Below are 18,785 nucleotides of genomic sequence, written 5' to 3' on the forward strand. Positions count from 1 at the left end.
CGGCCCGGTGAACGCCGGTGAGCACCAGGTAACCAGTGGGCCACGTCACCCGCGAGTCCCCCAGGTCGGCGTCCTTCGCGCATTAAGCTGGCGCTCTGGCCCGAGCCGTCGAGGCGGCCCCGGGCAAGCCGACAGCCGTCGCACCCATCGGAGACGCATTCTCATGACAGCCACCCCGCAGCAACTTCGCGAAGCACTCGCCACCCGCGTCGTCGTCGCCGATGGAGCGATGGGAACCATGCTCCAGGCTCAGGACCCCAGCCTGGACGACTTCCAAGGCCACGAAGGTTGCAACGAGGTCCTCAACGTCACGCGTCCCGACATCGTGCGCAACGTGCACAAGGAATACTTCGACGTCGGCGTGGACTGCGTCGAGACCAACACCTTCGGCGCCAACCTCGGCAACCTGGGCGAGTACGACATCCAGGACCGGATCTACGAACTCGCCGAAGCCGGCGCCCGGATCGCCCGCGAAGTGGCCGACGGCTACTCCACCCCCGACCGCCCGCGCTGGGTGCTCGGCTCGATCGGCCCCGGCACCAAACTGCCCAGCCTGGGCCACGTGCCCTTCGCCGTGCTGCGCGACGCGTTCGAGGTCAACGCGGCCGGCCTGATCGACGGCGGCGCGCACGCCCTGCTCATCGAGACCAGCCAGGACCTGCTCCAGACCAAAGCCTCGATCATCGGCTCGCAGCGCGCGCTCGCGAAGGCCGGCGTCGACCTGCCGATCTTCGCCCAGGTCACCGTCGAGACCACCGGCGCGATGTTGATGGGCTCCGAGATCGGCGCCGCGCTGACCGCGCTCGAGCCGCTGGGCATCGACTTCATCGGGCTCAACTGCGCCACCGGCCCGGTCGAGATGAGCGAACACCTGCGCCACCTGGCCAAGCACGCCGGCATCGGGGTCACCGCGATGCCCAACGCCGGCCTGCCGATCCTGACCAAGGACGGCGCACACTACCCGCTGTCCGCCGAGGAACTGGCCGACGCACACGACACGTTCACCCGCGAATACGGCCTGGCCCTGGTCGGCGGCTGCTGCGGCACCACCCCCGCGCACCTCAAGGCCGTGGTCGAGCGCGTACACGGGCGCGAGCTGACTCCCCGCCACCCCCGACACGAGCCCGCCGCCGCGTCGCTGTACCAGTCGGTGCCCTTCCGCCAGGACCTGTCCTACCTGTCCATCGGCGAGCGCACCAACGCCAACGGCTCCAAGGCGTTTCGCGAGGCGATGCTCGAAGGCCGCTACGACGACTGCCTCGACATCGCCCGCGACCAGACCCGCGACGGCGCGCACATGCTCGACCTGAACATCGACTACGTCGGCCGGGACGGCGTCGCGGACATGAAGGCGCTGGCCGGCCGGTTGGCCACCGCGTCCACCTTGCCGATCATGCTCGACTCCACCGAGCCCGAGGTACTCGAAGCCGGCCTCGAACTGCTCGGCGGGCGGGCCGTGGTCAACTCGGTCAACTACGAGGACGGCGACGGCCCCACCTCGCGCTTTCGCCGGATCATGCCGCTGGTGAAGGAACACGGCGCGGCCGTGGTCGCACTGACCATCGACGAGGACGGCCAGGCCCGCACCGCCGAATGGAAGGTCCGGGTGGCCGAGCGGCTGATCGGCGCGCTCACCGGCGAGTGGGGGATCAAGGTCTCCGACATCATCATCGACGCGCTCACCTTCCCGATCGGCACCGGCCAGGAGGAGACCCGCCGGGACGGCATCGAGACCATCGACGCGATTCGCGAGATCAAGCGCCGCCACCCCGATGTACAAACCACCCTGGGCCTGTCCAACGTCTCCTTCGGCCTCAATCCGGCCGCGCGCATCGTGCTCAACTCGGTCTTCCTCAACGAGTGCATCGAAGCCGGCCTGGACTCGGCGATCGTGCACGCCAGCAAGATCCTGCCGATGGCGCGCATCCCCGAGGAGCAGCGCGAGGTCGCCCTGGACATGGTCTACGACCGCCGCCGCGAGGGCTACGACCCGCTCCAGCGCTTCCTGGAACTGTTCGAGGGCGTCGACGCCAAGTCCGTACGCGCCACCCGCGCCCAGGAGTTGGCCGCACTGCCGCTCAACGAACGGCTCGAGCGACGGATCATCGACGGCGAGCGGGCCGGCCTGGAGGACGACCTCGACCAGGCGCTGCGCGAGCGCAGCGCGCTGGTGATCATCAACGACACCCTGCTCGCGGGCATGAAGGTGGTCGGCGAACTGTTCGGCTCCGGCCAGATGCAACTGCCCTTCGTGCTCCAGTCCGCCGAGGTGATGAAGTCCGCCGTCGCGCACCTGGAACCGCACATCGAAAAGGTCGAGGGCGAGGACGGCAAGGGCACCATCGTGCTCGCCACCGTCAAGGGCGACGTGCACGACATCGGGAAGAACCTGGTCGACATCATCCTGTCCAACAACGGCTACAACGTGGTCAACATCGGCATCAAGCAGCCGGTCTCGGCCATCCTGGACGCCGCCGAGGAACACCGCGCCGACGTGATCGGGATGTCCGGCCTGCTGGTCAAGTCCACGGTGATCATGAAGGAAAACCTCCAGGAGCTGAACACCCGAGGACTGGCCGCCGGCTACCCGGTCATCCTCGGCGGCGCCGCGCTCACCCGCGCCTACGTCGAGGAGGACCTCTACGACATCTACGCCGGCGAGGTCCGCTACGCCCGCGACGCGTTCGAGGGCCTGCGCCTGATGGACGCCCTGATGGGGGTCAAGCGCGGCGTGCCCGGCGTGGAACTGCCCGCGCTGCGCCGGCGCAAGGTGGCCGCCGCCAAGGTGATCGAGACCGCACCCGAGGAGATGCCCGCCCGCTCCGACGTGGCGATCGACAACCCGGTGCCCACCCCGCCGTTTTGGGGCGACCGCGTGGTCAAGGGCATCCAGCTCAACGACTACGCGTCCTGGCTGGACGAGCGCGCCACCTTCATGGGCCAGTGGGGCCTCAAGCCCACCCGGGGCGGCGACGGACCCTCCTACGAGGAACTGGTCGAGACCGAGGGCCGGCCCCGGCTGCGCTACTGGCTGGACCGGATCGTCACCGACAACCTGCTCGACGCCGGCGTGGTCTACGGCTACTTCCCGTGCGTGTCCAAGGGCGACGACCTGATCGTGCTCGACGACGCGGGCAACGAACGCACCCGGTTCACCTTCCCGCGCCAGCGCCGCGACCGGCACCTGTGCCTGGCCGACTTCTTCCGCCCGGAGGAATCCGGCGAGATCGACGTGGTCGGCTTCCAGATCGCCACCATGGGCCCGCGCCTGTCGGATGCCACCGCCAAGCTGTTCGCCGACAACGCCTACCGCGACTACCTCGAACTGCACGGCCTGTCCGTACAACTCGCCGAGGCGCTCGCCGAATACTGGCACGCCCGGGTGCGCGCCGAACTCGGCTTCGCCGGCGAGGACCCCAACGACCTGGACGGCATGCTCAAGCTGCACTACCGCGGCGCGCGCTTCTCGCTCGGCTACGGCGCCTGCCCCGACCTGGAGGACCGGGCCAAGATCACCGAGTTGCTCAGGCCCGAGCGGATCGGCGTCGAGCTCTCCGAGGAGTTCCAACTGCACCCGGAACAATCCACCGACGCGATCGTGCTGCACCACCCCGAGGCGAACTACTTCAACGCCCGCTGAGGGCCCCGGCCCGGGGACCTGTTCCGGACCCACCCGCACCAAGAACGAGGCACATGCTCGGCGACGTCGTGGAAACCCTCGCCTGCCCGCACTGCGGCGCGGACCTGGCGGGGGACGCCGCCGGGCTGCGCTGCACCGCCGGACACAGCTTCGACGTGGCCCGCCAGGGCTACGTCAACCTGCTCACCGGAACCGGCTCGACCGGCACCGCGGACACCGCCGCCATGGTCGCGGCCCGTGTCGACTTCCTCGGCGCGGGCCACTACGACCGGCTCGGCGACACGCTGGCCGCCGCGTGTGCGGGCGAGGTGCCCGGGGTGCTGGTCGACGTCGGCGCGGGCACCGGACACCACCTCGCGCGCGTCCTGGACGCCCTCGCGGAGCGCCGCGGGCTGGCCCTGGACATCTCCAAGTACGCGCTGCGCCGGGCCGCCCGCGCACACCCCAGGATGGGCGCCGCCGTCTGCGACGCCTGGCGACCACTGCCGGTGCGCGGCGGCGCCGCCGCCCGGGTGCTCAACGTGTTCGCCCCGCGCAACCCGCCCGAACTGCACCGGATCCTGGCCGCCGACGGCACCCTGATCGTCGCCGCCCCCACCCCCCGACACCTGGGCGAACTGGTGCCCGCGCTCGACCTGCTCCAGGTCGACCCGGACAAACAGGAACGGATCGACGCCAAGCTCGCCCCCTGGTTCACCGTCCGCGCGCGCGAGACGGTCACCTGGACGATGGCCCTGGACCACGCCGCCGTCGCCGGCGTGGTGGCGATGGGGCCCAGCGCCTGGCACACCGACCCCGACCTGCTGCGCGCGCGGATCGCGGCACTGGCCGACCCGCTCGCCGTCACGGCTTCGATCAGCGTTTCCGTGTACGACCCCGTCCGGCGGTTGCCCAATTGCTGACGGCGCCGCACAATCGAGGACCCGCCGGACCCAACCGGCGGACGCACCCCCCTGGAGAACCCGCGTGAGGAGATTCACCCACCCCATCCACACCACGATTTCCCCTGCCGGGAGAGAGGCGGCCACGCGATGACGGCAGCGCTGACGACCACCACCGGAGCCCGCCCGGGCCACGGCCTGCGAGCAGTCCTGTTCGACATGGACGGCACCCTGGTCGACACCGAACGCAACTGGTTCGCCACCGAGACCGCGGTGATGGCCGACCTCGGTTTCACCCTCACCGCGCAGCACGCCGAACACCTGCTCGGCAGCCCGATGGACCGCGCCGTCGCCTACCTGCTCGCGGTCTCCGGCCTGGACGTGCCGCCCGCCGAGCTGGAACGCCGAATCAACGCCGGCATGGTCGCCCAACTGCGCGACGGCGTGGACCTGCGCCCCGGCGCCAAGCGCCTGCTCGCCGAGGTCGACGAAGCCGGCGTGCCGTGCGCCCTGGTCACCGCCTCGCAGCGGGTGATCGTGGACGCCGTGCTGCCCTCGATCGGCGCCCACCACTTCCGCTTCACCCTGGCCGGCGACGAGATCGCCCGCACCAAGCCGCACCCCGACCCGTACCTGACCGCGGCCCGCCGGCTCGACGCCGAGCCGTGGGCCTGCGTGGTCGTCGAGGACTCGCCCACCGGCATCGCCTCCGCCGAGGCGGCCGGCTGCGTGGTGCTCGCGGTGCCCAGCATGACGCCGATCCCGCCCGCCCCGACGCGCACCGTGGTGGACTCCCTAGACGACGTCGACCTGACCTTCCTGCGCGACCTGGTCCGGGCCCGCGTCGCCCGCTGACCCGCCCCCCGCGCGCGGCACCCACCGGGCGCATACGGGTGGGAGCGGACGGGCCCGAAGGCCCGCCCGCTCCCACATCCCCGTGTTTCCCCCGTACCGGTACTGCTTTTCCCCGTGTCACTGCTTGTGCTGCCGGTCCTGCTTCCCCCGTGCCGGAGCCCCCGCGCTCCGGCCCGTATTGCTTCCCCGTCGGTCCTGTCGACCTCCCGGCGGCGGTTTCCCCCGTCCCCGTGACCGCCGAGAGGTCTCTCGGTCGTGCTCCGTCCGAACCCCTGAAGGATCGGATCCCCGTACTACCCCCGTAGTACAGCCCCGTGGTTCCCGCTGCCGGGTTCCCCGTGTGGTGTCCAGTGTTGGTGATCGACAAGACCAGGGCTTCAGGGAAGTCCCTCGCGTTGTCCGCACTCCCGCGCCCGCCCCGCCAGAGCGTTGAGTACGGGACCACGACTCCGCCCGGAGGAGGAGATCGCCGCACCACTCCTCCCAGGGGACGAGACCCGGGCCCCAGGGGGTCAAAACCCCCGGCCAGGGGCCCTACGGTAAGAGGCGTGCGCGCCGTGACCCCCGACCCGGACACCCCCGCCGGGACAGCAGTCCGATCCGACCCGAGCGAAGCCGTGCCCCGGGTCGCCCGAGCACGCTCGGCCCTCGCCGACATCGTCGACGAACTCGGCCGCGACGCCCGACAACCATGGCCGCGCCCCACCGTGCTCGACCTGGCCCTGGTGGTACTGCTCTCGGTCTGCGCGGTGGGCGGCCTGTACTTTCGCGAACTGGGCCTGCGCGACGTGCGCGACCCGGACGTGTGGGGCGTCCTGCTCGCACTGCTCACCGCCGTGCCGCTGCTGTGGCGCGGCGCGCAGTCGCTGCGCGTGCTGATCGCGGTCAGCGCCGCCGGACTGCTCCTGGCCGGCGCGCACTACGAATCCGCCGGCGCCGGCATCGGCCAACTCGTCGCGCTCTACGCGGTCGCCGTCGGCCGCTCCCGCGTGCCCGCCGCCTTCGCGCTCGCCTTCACCGAGAGCGCCACCATCGTCTGGTTGGCGCTGCGCGACAGCGACATCGTCTTCCTCGACGTGGTGGCCAACCTGGCCGCGATGTTCGCGGTCTGGGCGTTCGCCCGCAGTGTCGGCTTCCGCCGCGCCTACACCGCCGAACTCGAGGCCCGCGCCGACCGCCTGGAGCGCACCCGCGAGGCGGACACCCGGGCCGCGATCGCCGAGGAACGCGGCCGGATCGCCCGCGAACTGCACGACGTGATCGCCCACCACGTCTCGGTGATGACCGTGCAGGCCTCCGCCGCACAGCGGATGGTCGCGCGCAACCCCGACCGGGCCAAGGAGGCGATGGCCGCGGTCGAACAGACCGGCCGCGGCGCACTGGTCGAGATGCGCCGCCTGGTCGGCATCCTGCGCGACACCACCGACGCGGTGGGCGGCCCCAACGAGGGCCACAACGCCCCCCAGCCCGGCCTGGACCAACTCGACACCCTCGTCACCCAGGTCCGCGAGGCCGGGCTGCCGGTCGAGCTGTCCCTGGAAGGCGCCCCCTGCGCGCTGCCGCCCGGCATCGACCTGGCGGCCTACCGGATCGTCCAGGAAGCGCTCACGAACACGCTCAAGCACGCCGGCCCCGCCGAGGCCCGGGTGCTGCTCCGCTACAGCCGCACCGAGCTGCTGGTGCGCGTCGCCGACGACGGCCGCGGCGGCAGCACCGTACCCACCGGCGACCGCACCGGACACGGCCTGCTCGGGATGCGTGAGAGGGTCTCCCTCTACGGTGGACGCCTGTACGCGGGACCCCGGACCCAGGACGGCTTCGAGGTCCTCGCCCGCATTCCGCTGTCCGCCCCGAACCCCACCGACACCGCCGCGCCGCCGGACGGTGTCGCCCCCGACCGACTGGAGCAGACCCGCCCATGACGATCCGCGTCATCCTGGTCGACGATCAGCCACTGCTGCGCACCGGCTTCCGGATGATCCTGGAGGCCGAGCCCGACATCGCCGTGGTCGGCGAGGCCGCCGACGGCGAACAGGCCGTCGAACAGGTCCGCGCCCTACAGCCCGACGTGGTGCTGATGGACATCCGCATGCCCCGGATGGACGGCGTCGAGGCCACCCGCCGGATCGCCGGCTCCGGCCGCGACGGGGAGAACACCGCCCGGGTACTCGTACTCACCACGTTCGACCTCGACGAATACGTGGTCGAGGCACTGCGCGCGGGAGCCAGCGGCTTCCTGCTCAAGGACGTGCCCGCCGACGACCTGGTCACCGCGATCCGGGTGATCGCCGAGGGCGAGGCACTGCTCGCGCCCAGCATCACCCGGCGACTCCTGGACATGTACGCCGCCCGGCTGCCCTCCGCCGAGGACCCCACCCCCGACACGCTCGCGATGCTCACCGAACGTGAGGTGGAGGTGCTGCGCCTGGTCGCGCGCGGGATGTCCAACGCGGAGATCGCCGCCGAGCTCTACGTCAGCGAGACCACGGTCAAGACGCACGTCGGCCACGTACTGACCAAACTCGGCCTGCGCGACCGGGTCCAGGCCGCGGTCTACGCCTACGAGAGCGGCCTGGTCCGCCCCGGCGCGATCTAGCCCCCGGCCGCGGCCGGGGGCTGCGCCGGCACCACGGGCAGCGGATACACCGGGGGTGTGCCACCGAACTCGGGGCACACCTCCCGGTGGTCGCACCACCCGCACAACTTCGACTTCCTCGGCAGCCACTCGCCGGTCCGGGTGGCCACCTCGATCGCCTGCCACAGCGCCCGCAACTTGCGCTCGACCGCGAGCAGTTCGCTCTCGTCCGGGTCGTAGGTGAGCAGCTCCCCGCTGCCGAGGTAGACCAACTGCAACCGCCGCGGCACGCGCCCGTGTTGCCGCCACAACACCAGCGCGTAGAACTTCATCTGGAACAGCGGCTTGTCCTGGAACATCGGCGACGGCGCCTTGCCCGTCTTGTAGTCCACCACCCGCAGATCACCCGCCGGCGCCACATCGAGCCGGTCCACGATCCCGCGCAGCACCAGGCCGTCGTCCAGCGTCGTCTCGACGTAGAGCTCGCGCCGAGCCGGCTCCAGCCGGTTGGGATCCTCCAGCGTGAAGTAACGCTCGACCAACGTGTCCGCGTCCTGCAACCAGGTGCCGAGCCCCGCGACATCCTCGCCGAACAACTCGGCCAGCTCCGGCCGCTCGGCCAACAACTCGGCCCAGGCCGGCCGCACCAGCGCCACCGCCCGCTCCGGCGTCCGCTCCCCGCTGGGCAGATCGAACAGCCGCTCGAGCACGGTATGCACCACGGTCCCGCGCGTGGCCGCCGCACTCGGCTTCTCCGGCAACTTGTCGATCACCCGAAGCCGATACAACAGCGGACACTGCATGAAGTCCGCGGCCCGAGACGGCGACAACGAAACCGGCGGCCGAGGCACACGTTCCGCGCCGGGCGCGGGAACGGAAGCAGCCTCCGAGGCACTCAAACTCATGCCGCCCACCCTAAGCGCCCACAACGACACCGAGAGCACACCATCCACAGGGCGACAAGGCCCACCAACGCGGCACGTCAGCCGAGTCACCCAATCCGGCCCGGCCGGCGCCCGAGGCCACCCAGCCAAGCCGGCAAGTGCGGCCGACCCCCCGCCCTCAACCCCGCATCATGGCCAAGAACGCATGCTCGACATCCGTCCGGGAAAGCACCCCGTACACCCGGCCGTCCGGCTCCACCACCAGGTACTCGCTCGCCGGCACCGCCCGCATCGCCACCAACAGGTCCTCGCCCGCCAGATCCGCCCGGACCTGCATCCCCGGTACGAGATCCCGCGCCAGCGGCCCCACCGCCACCCACGGCCGCCGATGCTCCGGCGTCGCCAACACCGCGGACTCGCGCACCAGCCCGACCGGATCCCCACCCCGATCCACCACGACCAGCCCGCGCGCGCCCTCCTCGTGCGCCCGCCGCAGCGCCTCCGACAGCGGCACATCCGCCGCCACCGGAATCGCCCGCCGGGTCAACAACCGCACCCGCAACTCCGGCAACCGCTCCCGCAACCGCTCCGCGCGCAGCGACTGGACCGCGCCCGCCCACATGAATCCGGCCACCAGCGCGCCGAAGATCAACGTGTACGTCCGGGCCCCCGAGTCCGCGCCCAGCGACCACGCGAGGGCGGCGACCAGCACCACCACCGCCAGCGCCCGCCCGGCCCAGGACGCCGCGATCGTGCCGGTCAACGGCCGCCCGCTGACCCGCCACACCACCGCCCGCAACATCCGACCACCGTCCAGCGGCAACCCCGGCAGCAGATTGAACGCCGCCACCAGCAGATTGGACACCGCGAGCAACGCGATCATCCGCCCGGCCAGAGTGTCCACGTCCAGCGCGAGCCCGATCACCCAGAACCCGCCGCCCAGCACCAACGAAAGCGCCGGCCCGGCCGCCGACACCAAAAACTCGTGCCGAGCCGTCTCCGGCTTGTCGATCTCGGACACCCCGCCCAGGAACTGGATGGTGATCCGCCGCACCGGCAGCCCGAGCCGCAGGGCCGTCACCGCGTGCGCCAACTCGTGCACCAGCACCGACACGTACAACAACACCGCGAAGCCGAACGACAACACGAACCGCCACGGACCCAGATCCGGGAACAGGCTCTCGAACGTCGGCGCGAACAACACCGTGATCACCGCGGCGATCACAAACCACGTCGGCGCCACATAGACCGGCACCCCGAACGGGCGCCCCATGAGCAGGCCACGCCTCGGCTCCCGACGCGGGGCGTCGTCCTGCCGCATCCGGCGTCCCTGCGGCCTGCTCGATTCAGTCACGTCCAAGATGCTATGCAACCCGGCGCGACTTTGACCCCCACGGGCCCACGACCCACGCGTCGGAGCGTCCCCCGCGACCGACTAGGCTGACCCCCATGTCCGAACCGACCGGTGCCGCGCGCAGGCGCGGACCCTTCCAGGTCGGGGACCAGGTACAGCTGACCGATCCCAAGGGCCGCCACCACACCTTCACGCTCGAAGCGGGCAAGGCGTTCCACACCCACAAGGGCTCGTTTCAACACGACGCGCTGATCGGCGCTCCCGAAGGGACCGTCGTCCGGTCCACCGGGAACACCGACTACCTCGCGCTGCGACCTCTGCTCCCCGACTTCGTCCTGTCCATGCCCCGCGGCGCCGCGGTGATCTACCCGAAGGACGCCGGCCAGATCCTCGCGATGGCCGACATCTTCGCCGGCGCCCGCGTCGTCGAGGCCGGCGTCGGCTCCGGCGCGCTGAGCACGTTCCTGCTCCGCGCCATCGGCGACACCGGGCAGCTCGCGTCCTACGAACGCCGCCAGGACTTCGCGGACATCGCCCGCAAGAACGTCGAACGCTACTTCGGCGCCCCGCACCCCGCGTGGAAGCTCACCGTCGGCGACCTCCAGGACAACCTGGTGGAGACCGACGTCGACCGGGTCATCCTCGACATGCTCGCCCCCTGGGAATGCCTGGACGCGGTCTACAAGGCGCTCGCCCCCGGCGGCCTGGTGTGCTGCTACGTGGCCACCACCACGCAGCTCTCGCGCACCGTGGAGACCATGCGCGTGATGAACTGCTTCACCGAGCCGCAGCCGTTCGAGTCGATGGTGCGCTCGTGGCACGTCGAGGGCCTCGCGGTCCGCCCCGACCACCGGATGATCGGCCACACCGGCTTCCTGGTCACCGCCCGGCGGCTGGCCGACGGGGTGGAACCGCCGCTGCGCCGGCGCCGCCCGTCCAAGGGCTCCTACGGCGACGACTACGCCGGCCCCGGCGCGGAGGCAGGCACCCCGCCGGACTCCTGACCCACCGTCAGGCCGGCGTCCGGCCGGCAGGCAACGGTTGAGACAAGGCGGGCCGGAACCCTATCCCGGGGACCGGCCCGCCGCATATCGTCATCCTCCGTGGCGGACGATCACTCTGAGACCCGGCCCGCGCGCGGCGACAGTACCCGCGGGCTCGCGACCACCGACGGACCACCCACGATCCCCTTCGCGCAGCGCCAGGTTCCCGATGTGCGCAACGGCGTCGCCTACGCCGCCGCGGCCATCGTCTTTTTCCTCATCGTCGTCTCCGGCCTGGTGATCTGGGCCGCGGCCTCGCGTGACGGCGGCATACCGGGGGTCACCGCACCGGCCCGACACCGGGTCAACCAACAGGACCCACCGGCCGCGCCGCGCACCCTGAAGCCGGGGGAGAGCGACACCACCGACCAGGGGCAGCCGGCCCCGCCCGGGCCCGAGGTCGCGCGGACCGTGCCGCTCGCCGGCAGCCGCGGCCGACCCGCCGCCGGCCCCACCGAGGCCGAACTGGCCGCCGTCGCCTTCCCGGTCGACTGCCCCGGGGCGGGCACCCGGCTCAAGGCCGTGCTCGTCGACCCCGACGGCCCCACCGTGGTCCAGGTCCAGTGCGCGGCCGGCTCCGGCAGCCCGCCCGCCGCGCTGCTCGGCTACGTCCGGGACGCCGGCGCGCCTCGCCTGGTGGCCACCCTGCTCGGCACCGGTGAGGGACTCCTTGTCGACGACCTCACCCGGGACGGCGACACGATCACCGCACACACCCTGGGCTGGTCCGCGCCGACCGTCCCGCGCTGCTGCCCGGATTCGACCGGAACGCTCCGCTGGCGACTCACTGCGCTCGGTGCCCAACGGATCTGACACGTCGCCAGACAACGCCGCACAAAGCGCAATTCAGGCCGTATCCGGCCCATATACCTCGACGCCGTCGGAAACCCGACGCATGTGGATGCATTCGCCCGGACACTTGCGTGTGGCGTCGATCACTTCCACCAGGAGCGGCGCGGGCACCGGAACCACCGCGCCGGGGTCGGTGCGCAACTCGTCGTCGGCACCCTTGACGTAGGCCAGCCCATCGATGTCCAGCTCGAAGACCTCTCGCGCGTATTGGACGCAGATGCCGTCCCCGGTGCAGAGATCCTGATCGATCCACACCTCGAGGGGTTCGTTTTCCGCGGACATGCGGCCTCTCTCTTCACCGATTCGTATCGACACGCGACCAACAGACCCTACTCGCGCCTGCTTCCCGACGTGGTCAGGTGGGTATCTGATCCTCACAAGCGTGGGGGCAATCGCACGGGTGAAGATCGGACACGCCCGGACAGTCTTGCTGATCAAGGGGTTTCAACCCCTCCTGCCGTAGGTAGGGTCGGAGACGTCGCAGCTCCCAGGAGGAGGTGAGGGCCGTGGCAGTCCACGACGACGACATGAACCGTGGTGGGAGGCCGGCTCGGGGTACGGACGACCTCGTAAGCCAGGTTTCTTTTCTAGAGCAGGAAGTCGCCGTCCTGCGTCGCAAGCTCGCCGACTCACCGCGCCAGAGCCGTTTGCTCGAGGAGCGGGTCGTCGATCTTCAGACGTCCTTGGCCGGCATGACCACACAGAACGAGCGACTGGTCGCGACCTTGCGAGAGGCCCGCGACCAGATCGTGGCCCTCAAGGAGGAAGTGGACCGACTCGCCCAACCCCCCTCGGGGTTCGGCGTGTTCCTACAGGCCAACGAGGACGGCACGGCGGACATCTTCACCGGCGGGCGCAAGCTCCGGGTGAACGTCAGCCCCAACATCGAGCTCGACGAACTTCGGCGTGGCCAGGAGGTCATGCTCAACGAGGCCATGAACGTGGTCGACGCGATGGAGTTCGAGCGGGTCGGCGACGTGGTGATGCTCAAGGAACTGCTCGAGGACGGCGAGCGTGCCCTGGTCATCGGGCACACCGACGAGGAGCGCGTGGTGCGCCTCGCCGAGCCGCTGCTCGACTCCCCGCTGCGCGCGGGGGACTCGCTGCTGCTCGACTCCCGCTCGGGCTACGTCTACGAGCGGGTGCCCAAGAGCGAGGTCGAGGAACTGGTCCTCGAAGAGGTCCCGGACATCGACTACACCAAGATCGGCGGCCTGCGGAACCAGATCGAGATGATCCGCGACGCGGTGGAGCTGCCCTATCTCCACCCCGACCTGTTCAAGGAACACGAGCTGCGCCCGCCCAAGGGCATCCTGCTCTACGGCCCCCCCGGCTGCGGCAAGACGCTGATCGCCAAGGCGGTGGCCAACTCGCTCGCGAAGAAGGTCGCCGAGGCCCAGGGCAACGAACAGGGCAAGAGCTACTTCCTCAACATCAAGGGCCCCGAGCTGCTCAACAAGTACGTCGGCGAGACCGAGCGGCACATCCGCCTGGTCTTCCAACGGGCCCGGGAGAAGGCCAGCGAGGGCACCCCCGTCATCGTCTTCTTCGACGAGATGGACTCGCTCTTCCGCACCCGGGGATCCGGCGTCAGCTCGGACGTGGAGAACACCATCGTCCCGCAGCTGCTGTCCGAGATCGACGGCGTGGAGGGCCTGGAGAACGTCATCGTGATCGGCGCCTCCAACCGCGAGGACATGATCGACCCGGCCATCCTGCGGCCGGGCCGGCTCGACGTGAAGATCAAGATCGAGCGTCCGGACGCCGAGGCGGCCAAGGACATCTTCGCCAAGTACCTCAAGGTCTCGCTGCCGCTGCACGACGACGACCTGGTCGAGCACGGCGGCAACCGCGATGCCACGGTGACCGGGATGATCCAGGTCGCGGTCGAGCGGATGTACTCGGAGAGCGACGAGAACCGCTTCCTGGAGGTCACCTACGCCAACGGTGACAAGGAGACCCTCTACTTCAAGGACTTCAACTCCGGCGCGATGATCGAGAACATCGTCGGTCGCGCGAAGAAGATGGCGATCAAGGACTTCCTGGAGCACCGGCAGAAGGGCATCCGGGTGGCCCACCTGCTCGCCGCGTGCGTCGACGAGTTCAAGGAGAACGAGGACCTGCCCAACACCACCAACCCCGACGACTGGGCGCGGATCTCCGGCAAGAAGGGCGAGCGGATCGTCTACATCCGCACGCTGGTCTCGGGCAAGCAGGGCGACGAGGCCGGGCGCTCCATCGACACCGTGGCCAACACCGGCCAGTACCTCTGATCCCCATCGAGCACCGATTGACCACCGACGCCGCGGCCCGTGTTCAGGTCGAACACGGGCCGCGGCGCCGTGCCGGGACGACATTTCCGCACAGGGCAATAGTTCCGGCCGTATCCCCAAGGCAATCCAACGGCAATAGGCTCGGCAGCATGACCAGGGTGTACCCGGACCACGGTGAGTGTGGCTCGGGTACCGGCCGGGTGAGGGACGAGGGGGTCGCATGACCGTCCGGCGTGTGATGGGCATTGAGACCGAGTACGGGATCTCCGTACCCGGACATCCGAACGCCAACGCGATGTTGACGTCTTCCCAGATCGTGAACGCGTACGCCGCAGCGATGCAGCGGGCCCGCCGGGCCCGCTGGGACTTCGAGGAGGAGAATCCGCTGCGCGACGCGCGCGGGTTCGACCTCGCGCGCGAGCTGGCCGACTCGAGCCAGCTGACCGACGAGGACGTCGGTCTGGCCAACGTCATCCTGACCAACGGCGCTCGGCTCTACGTCGACCACGCCCACCCGGAGTACAGCGCGCCCGAGACCACCAACCCGCGCGACGCGGTGATCTGGGACAAGGCCGGCGAGCGGATCATGGCCGAGGCGGCGCGCCGGGCCGGCGAGCTGCCCGGCGGACAGCAGATCCTGCTCTACAAGAACAACACCGACAACAAGGGCGCGTCCTACGGCACGCACGAGAACTACCTCATGCAGCGCGCCACGCCGTTCGCCGACATCGTCCGGCACCTGACCCCGTTCTTCGTCTCCCGCCAGGTGATCTGCGGCGCGGGCCGGGTCGGCATCGGCCAGGACGGCTCCGCGCACGGCTTCCAGATCAGCCAGCGCGCCGACTACTTCGAGGTCGAGGTCGGCCTGGAGACCACGCTCAAGCGGCCGATCATCAACACCCGCGACGAGCCGCACGCGGACGCGGAGAAGTATCGCCGGCTGCACGTGATCATCGGCGACGCGAACCTGTCCGAGGTCTCCACCTACCTCAAGCTCGGCACCACCGCGCTGGTCCTGTCGATGATCGAGGACCGCTTCCTCGGCAACGACCTGACCGTGGACCAGCCCGTGCGCACGCTGCACGAGGTCTCCCACGACCCCACCCTCAAGCAGCTGATCACACTGCGCAACGGCCGCAAACTGACCGCGATCCAGCTTCAGCTCGAATACCTGGAACTGGCCCGCAAGTACGTCGAGAACCGATTCGGCAAGGACGTCGACGCGGACACCACCGACGTGCTCGACCGCTGGGAGTCGGTGCTGGCCCGGCTTGAGACCGACCCGATGTCGCTGGCGCGCGAGCTGGACTGGGTGGCCAAGCTGCAGCTCCTGGAGGGCTACCGGCAGCGGGACGCGCTGGAGTGGGACGCGCCGAGGCTGCACCTGGTCGACCTCCAGTACGCGGACGTACGGCCCGACAAGGGGCTGTACAACAAGCTGGAGGACCGCTTCGAGCGGATCGCCGGCGAGGCCGAGGTGCAGCGCGCGGTGCACCTGCCGCCGGAGGACACCCGGGCCTACTTCCGCGGCCGATGTCTGGAGCAGTACGCCGATGAGGTCGCCGCGGCCTCCTGGGACTCGGTGATCTTCGACGTGGCCGGTCACGACTCGCTGCAGCGGGTGCCCACCCTGGAGCCGCTGCGCGGGACCAAGGCCCACGTGAAGGACCTGCTCGACCGCTGCCGCACGGCCGAGGATCTGGTCCGCGCCCTCACGGGTGGGTGACCCCGCTCGTTCGCGGGAACAAAGCGAACGAACGGATAAATCCCCTTCCGGAACACCTGGCATCCGACACTCGTTGGCACTTACACCCCCGATCCTTCGGGATCGGGGGTGTGGATCCTCCGGGGAATGGATAAGCACCGGTTCAAGGAAATGATCACAAGGTGGGGTGAGCGACATGGCCACTAAGGACAGCGGCGGTCAACAGCGCGCGACAAAGCGTTCGGAAGAGGTCGACGAGACCACTGCCGAGGCCCAGTCCGACGTGCAGGAACGGCATGAGAAGTTGACCGATGATGTCGACGCGGTATTGGACGAAATCGACGAGGTGCTCGAGGAGAACGCCGAGGAATTCGTGCGGGGATTTGTTCAGAAAGGTGGGGAATAGCACTAAATGTCCGATTTGAAATCGGGCAAGAACTGCCCTGACTGTAAGGAGTGGAAGCCCGCTCCGGACTTCGGTTCCAATGCGTCGAGTCCCGACGGGCTTTCATTCTATTGCCGTGAGTGCAACCGCAGGCGTAGTGCGGATTCCTATCGGGCCCGGCGCGAGCGCGCGGGTTTCAAGGTCCGGCCCAAGATTGATGTACCGGACGGTCATAAGCGCTGTCCCAAATGTGAGCAGATCAAACCGCATTCCGAATGGCATAAAAGCAGGCGGCAATGGGACGGCCTGGCGGCAAACTGTAAAGCATGTCGTAAAGTCGACGGCCGAGCCGGCTACTTCATGCGCAAATACGGCCTCACCGAGGCAGACCTGCAGCGCATGCGTGCGGATCAAATGGGCGTATGTCCGATCTGTCAGTCCACCAAGCCCGAACACGTCGATCATGATCACGAAAGCGGTAGGGTCCGAGCCGTACTCTGCTTCAACTGCAATGCCGCACTGGGCATGTTCAAGGATCGACCCGACGCGTTGCGCCGGGCCGCAACCTACGTGGAAGGGATCGTGTGGAAGCCAACACTCGTGGCACCGGGCGTCTACCGGCTGCCTTCCTGACCCCCGGGTCGTCCTCGTTCGCCGAATTTCTCGACGCCTACCGGCCCGAACTGTTGCCCGCGCGCCGCACGCCGCCGGTGCAGCCGGTGACGATCGAGGCGCCGCACGGCACCACGATCGTGACCGCGACGTTCGACGCGGGCGTGGTGATGGCCGGCGACCGGCGGGCCACGATGGGGAACCTGATCGCGCAGCGGGACATGGAGAAGGTGTTCCCGGCCGACGAGTACTCGGTCGTGGGCATCGCCGGCACCGCCGGGCTCGCGGTCGAGATGATCCGGCTCTTCCAGGTCGAGCTGGAGCACTACGAGAAGATCGAGGGCACCACGCTGTCCCTCGAGGGCAAGGCCAACCGGCTGTCGCAGATGATCCGGGGCAACCTCGGGATGGCCATGCAGGGGCTAGCCGTGGTGCCGCTGTTCGCCGGCTACGACGTGGACGGCGGGTTCGGGCGGATCTTCAGCTACGACATCACCGGCGGCCGGGCCGAGAAGTACGGCTTCCACGCGGTGGGTTCGGGCTCGATGTTCGCCCAGGGCGCGCTGAAGAAGCTCTACCGCCCCGGCCTGGACGCCGAGGGCATCGCGGCGGTGTGCATCCAGGCGCTCTACGACGCGGCCGACGACGACTCCGGCACCGGTGGGCCGGACCTGACCCGAGGGATCTTCCCGACGATCACCCTGGTGACCGAGGACGGGATCCGGCAGCTCACCTCCGACGAGGTCGGCGACATCGTCCGCGGCGTGGTCGATGCCCGGATGGCCGACCCCGACGGCCCGCACGCGTCGCTGAGCTGACGTCGATGTCGACGACTCCACCAGCCGAACCTTCGGGGCCGGCTTCGACGAAAAGGACTCCACGGTGACGACGCCCTTCTATGTGTCGCCGCAGCAGGCCATGGCGGACCGGGCCGACTATGCCCGCAAGGGCATCGCCCGGGGCCGCAGTGTGGTCGTGCTGACCTATGCGGACGGCATCCTGTTCGTGGCGGAGAACTACTCTCGCGCCCTGCACAAGATCAGTGAGATCTACGACCGGATCGCGTTCGCCGCGGTCGGCAAGTACAACGAGTTCGAGAACCTGCGGATCGGCGGCGTGCGCTACGCCGACATCCGCGGCTACTCGTACGCGCGCGACGACGTCACCGCCCGCGGGCTGGCGAACGTGTACGCGCAGACCCTCGGCACCATCTTCTCCAGCGGTGGGGAGAAGCCCTACGAGGTGGAGCTGATCGTCGCCGAGGTGGGCAGCGCGCCCGAGGACGACCAGATCTATCGACTCACCTACGACGGCTCGGTGGCCGACGAGCACAACTACGTCGCGATGGGTGGCAACGTCGAGCAGATCACCGAGCAGCTCAAGCGCGCGCACCGCGAGGGGTTGTCCCTGGAAGCGGCGCTCAAGGTCGCGGTCGACGCGCTCTCGCGCGACGGCGTCGGCGAGAAGCGCTCGATCACGGCCTCGCAGTTGGAGGTCGCCACGCTGGACCGGACCCGGCCGCAGCAGCGCAAGTTCAAGCGCCTGGTGGGTGGTCAGCTGACCCGCCTGCTCGGCGAGGCGGAGCCGGAGGCCGAGGCGGCGGCGGGCGCCGAATCGGCCGCCGACGCGGCGGCGGAGGGGGCGGCCGAGACCGCGCCCGAGGTCACCCCGGAGACCGACGAGAAGTAGTTGCGCCCGCACGTCACAGGGCCCGTACACCGCCTCG

General features: G+C 69.8%; 16 protein-coding genes. 13 read left to right on the forward strand and 3 right to left on the reverse strand.

Features of this window, described 5'->3' with window-relative positions; genetic code table 11:
- Positions 1–163: 163 nt before the first annotated feature.
- The 5 genes from metH (at position 164) to ABIA38_RS29185 (ending at position 7,972) form a co-directional block, all read left to right on the forward strand.
- The gene (metH, locus tag ABIA38_RS29165; protein WP_424641843.1) at positions 164–3,640 is read left to right on the forward strand and encodes a methionine synthase; all 3,477 of its coding nucleotides are present in this window, start codon (positions 164–166) and stop codon (positions 3,638–3,640) included.
- A 53-nt stretch (positions 3,641–3,693) separates the two neighbouring features.
- Positions 3,694–4,542 (forward strand): putative RNA methyltransferase, encoded by an 849-nt coding sequence (locus ABIA38_RS29170; protein WP_424641844.1) that lies wholly within the window; start codon positions 3,694–3,696, stop codon positions 4,540–4,542.
- A 129-nt stretch (positions 4,543–4,671) separates the two neighbouring features.
- On the forward strand, positions 4,672–5,376 hold the full coding sequence (locus ABIA38_RS29175) for an HAD family hydrolase (RefSeq protein ID WP_424641845.1): 705 nt from the start codon (positions 4,672–4,674) through the stop codon (positions 5,374–5,376).
- A 548-nt stretch (positions 5,377–5,924) separates the two neighbouring features.
- Positions 5,925–7,298, forward strand: coding sequence for a sensor histidine kinase (locus ABIA38_RS29180; protein WP_424641846.1), 1,374 nt, complete (start codon positions 5,925–5,927; stop codon positions 7,296–7,298).
- A complete protein-coding gene (locus tag ABIA38_RS29185) occupies positions 7,295–7,972 on the forward strand; it encodes a response regulator (protein ID WP_020552051.1) in 678 nt (225 codons plus the stop codon). Before ABIA38_RS29180 ends, ABIA38_RS29185 begins: the two co-directional genes overlap by 4 nt.
- On the opposite strand, the gene ABIA38_RS29190 is transcribed toward ABIA38_RS29185, so the two are convergent.
- Both ABIA38_RS29190 and ABIA38_RS29195 read right to left on the reverse strand, forming a co-directional pair.
- Entirely contained in the window at positions 7,969–8,856 is an 888-nt protein-coding gene (locus ABIA38_RS29190; protein ID WP_424641847.1) for a RecB family exonuclease, read from the reverse strand. The genes ABIA38_RS29185 and ABIA38_RS29190 overlap by 4 nt on opposite strands.
- 157 nt (positions 8,857–9,013) lie before the next feature.
- Entirely contained in the window at positions 9,014–10,189 is a 1,176-nt protein-coding gene (locus ABIA38_RS29195) for a M50 family metallopeptidase (protein ID WP_424641848.1), read from the reverse strand.
- 95 nt (positions 10,190–10,284) lie between these two features.
- On the opposite strand from ABIA38_RS29195, the gene ABIA38_RS29200 reads away from it, so the two are divergent.
- A complete protein-coding gene (locus ABIA38_RS29200; RefSeq protein WP_424641849.1) occupies positions 10,285–11,193 on the forward strand; it encodes a tRNA (adenine-N1)-methyltransferase in 909 nt (302 codons plus the stop codon).
- Positions 11,194–11,292: 99 nt separating this feature from the next.
- Complete coding sequence (locus ABIA38_RS29205; RefSeq protein WP_424641850.1) at positions 11,293–12,045, forward strand: hypothetical protein; 753 nt, start codon at positions 11,293–11,295, stop codon at positions 12,043–12,045.
- A 33-nt stretch (positions 12,046–12,078) separates the two neighbouring features.
- On the opposite strand, the gene ABIA38_RS29210 is transcribed toward ABIA38_RS29205, so the two are convergent.
- A complete protein-coding gene (locus ABIA38_RS29210; protein ID WP_424641851.1) occupies positions 12,079–12,366 on the reverse strand; it encodes a ferredoxin in 288 nt (95 codons plus the stop codon).
- A gap of 224 nt (positions 12,367–12,590) precedes the next feature.
- Here ABIA38_RS29210 and arc point away from each other — a divergent pair, with 224 nt between their 5' ends.
- From arc to prcA, 6 genes are all read left to right on the forward strand, one after another.
- The gene (arc, locus tag ABIA38_RS29215; RefSeq protein ID WP_424641852.1) at positions 12,591–14,357 is read left to right on the forward strand and encodes a proteasome ATPase; all 1,767 of its coding nucleotides are present in this window, start codon (positions 12,591–12,593) and stop codon (positions 14,355–14,357) included.
- A gap of 220 nt (positions 14,358–14,577) precedes the next feature.
- The gene (gene dop, locus ABIA38_RS29220; protein WP_424641853.1) at positions 14,578–16,083 is read left to right on the forward strand and encodes a depupylase/deamidase Dop; all 1,506 of its coding nucleotides are present in this window, start codon (positions 14,578–14,580) and stop codon (positions 16,081–16,083) included.
- Between the two features lie 175 nt (positions 16,084–16,258).
- Positions 16,259–16,468, forward strand: coding sequence for a ubiquitin-like protein Pup (locus tag ABIA38_RS29225; protein WP_424641854.1), 210 nt, complete (start codon positions 16,259–16,261; stop codon positions 16,466–16,468).
- 6 nt (positions 16,469–16,474) lie between these two features.
- The gene (locus tag ABIA38_RS29230) at positions 16,475–17,080 is read left to right on the forward strand and encodes an endonuclease VII domain-containing protein (RefSeq protein ID WP_424641855.1); all 606 of its coding nucleotides are present in this window, start codon (positions 16,475–16,477) and stop codon (positions 17,078–17,080) included.
- The gene (prcB, locus tag ABIA38_RS29235; RefSeq protein WP_424641856.1) at positions 17,032–17,877 is read left to right on the forward strand and encodes a proteasome subunit beta; all 846 of its coding nucleotides are present in this window, start codon (positions 17,032–17,034) and stop codon (positions 17,875–17,877) included. Before ABIA38_RS29230 ends, prcB begins: the two co-directional genes overlap by 49 nt.
- Before the next feature lie 64 nt (positions 17,878–17,941).
- Positions 17,942–18,748 carry a proteasome subunit alpha gene (gene prcA / locus ABIA38_RS29240; protein ID WP_424641857.1) on the forward strand — a complete coding sequence of 269 codons (807 nt, stop codon included), beginning with the start codon at positions 17,942–17,944 and terminating at the stop codon, positions 18,746–18,748.
- Positions 18,749–18,785 lie beyond the last annotated feature (37 nt).

It is taken from the genome of Embleya sp. AB8, assembly GCF_049739465.1.
Classification (GTDB): Bacteria; Actinomycetota; Actinomycetes; order Streptomycetales; family Streptomycetaceae; genus Embleya.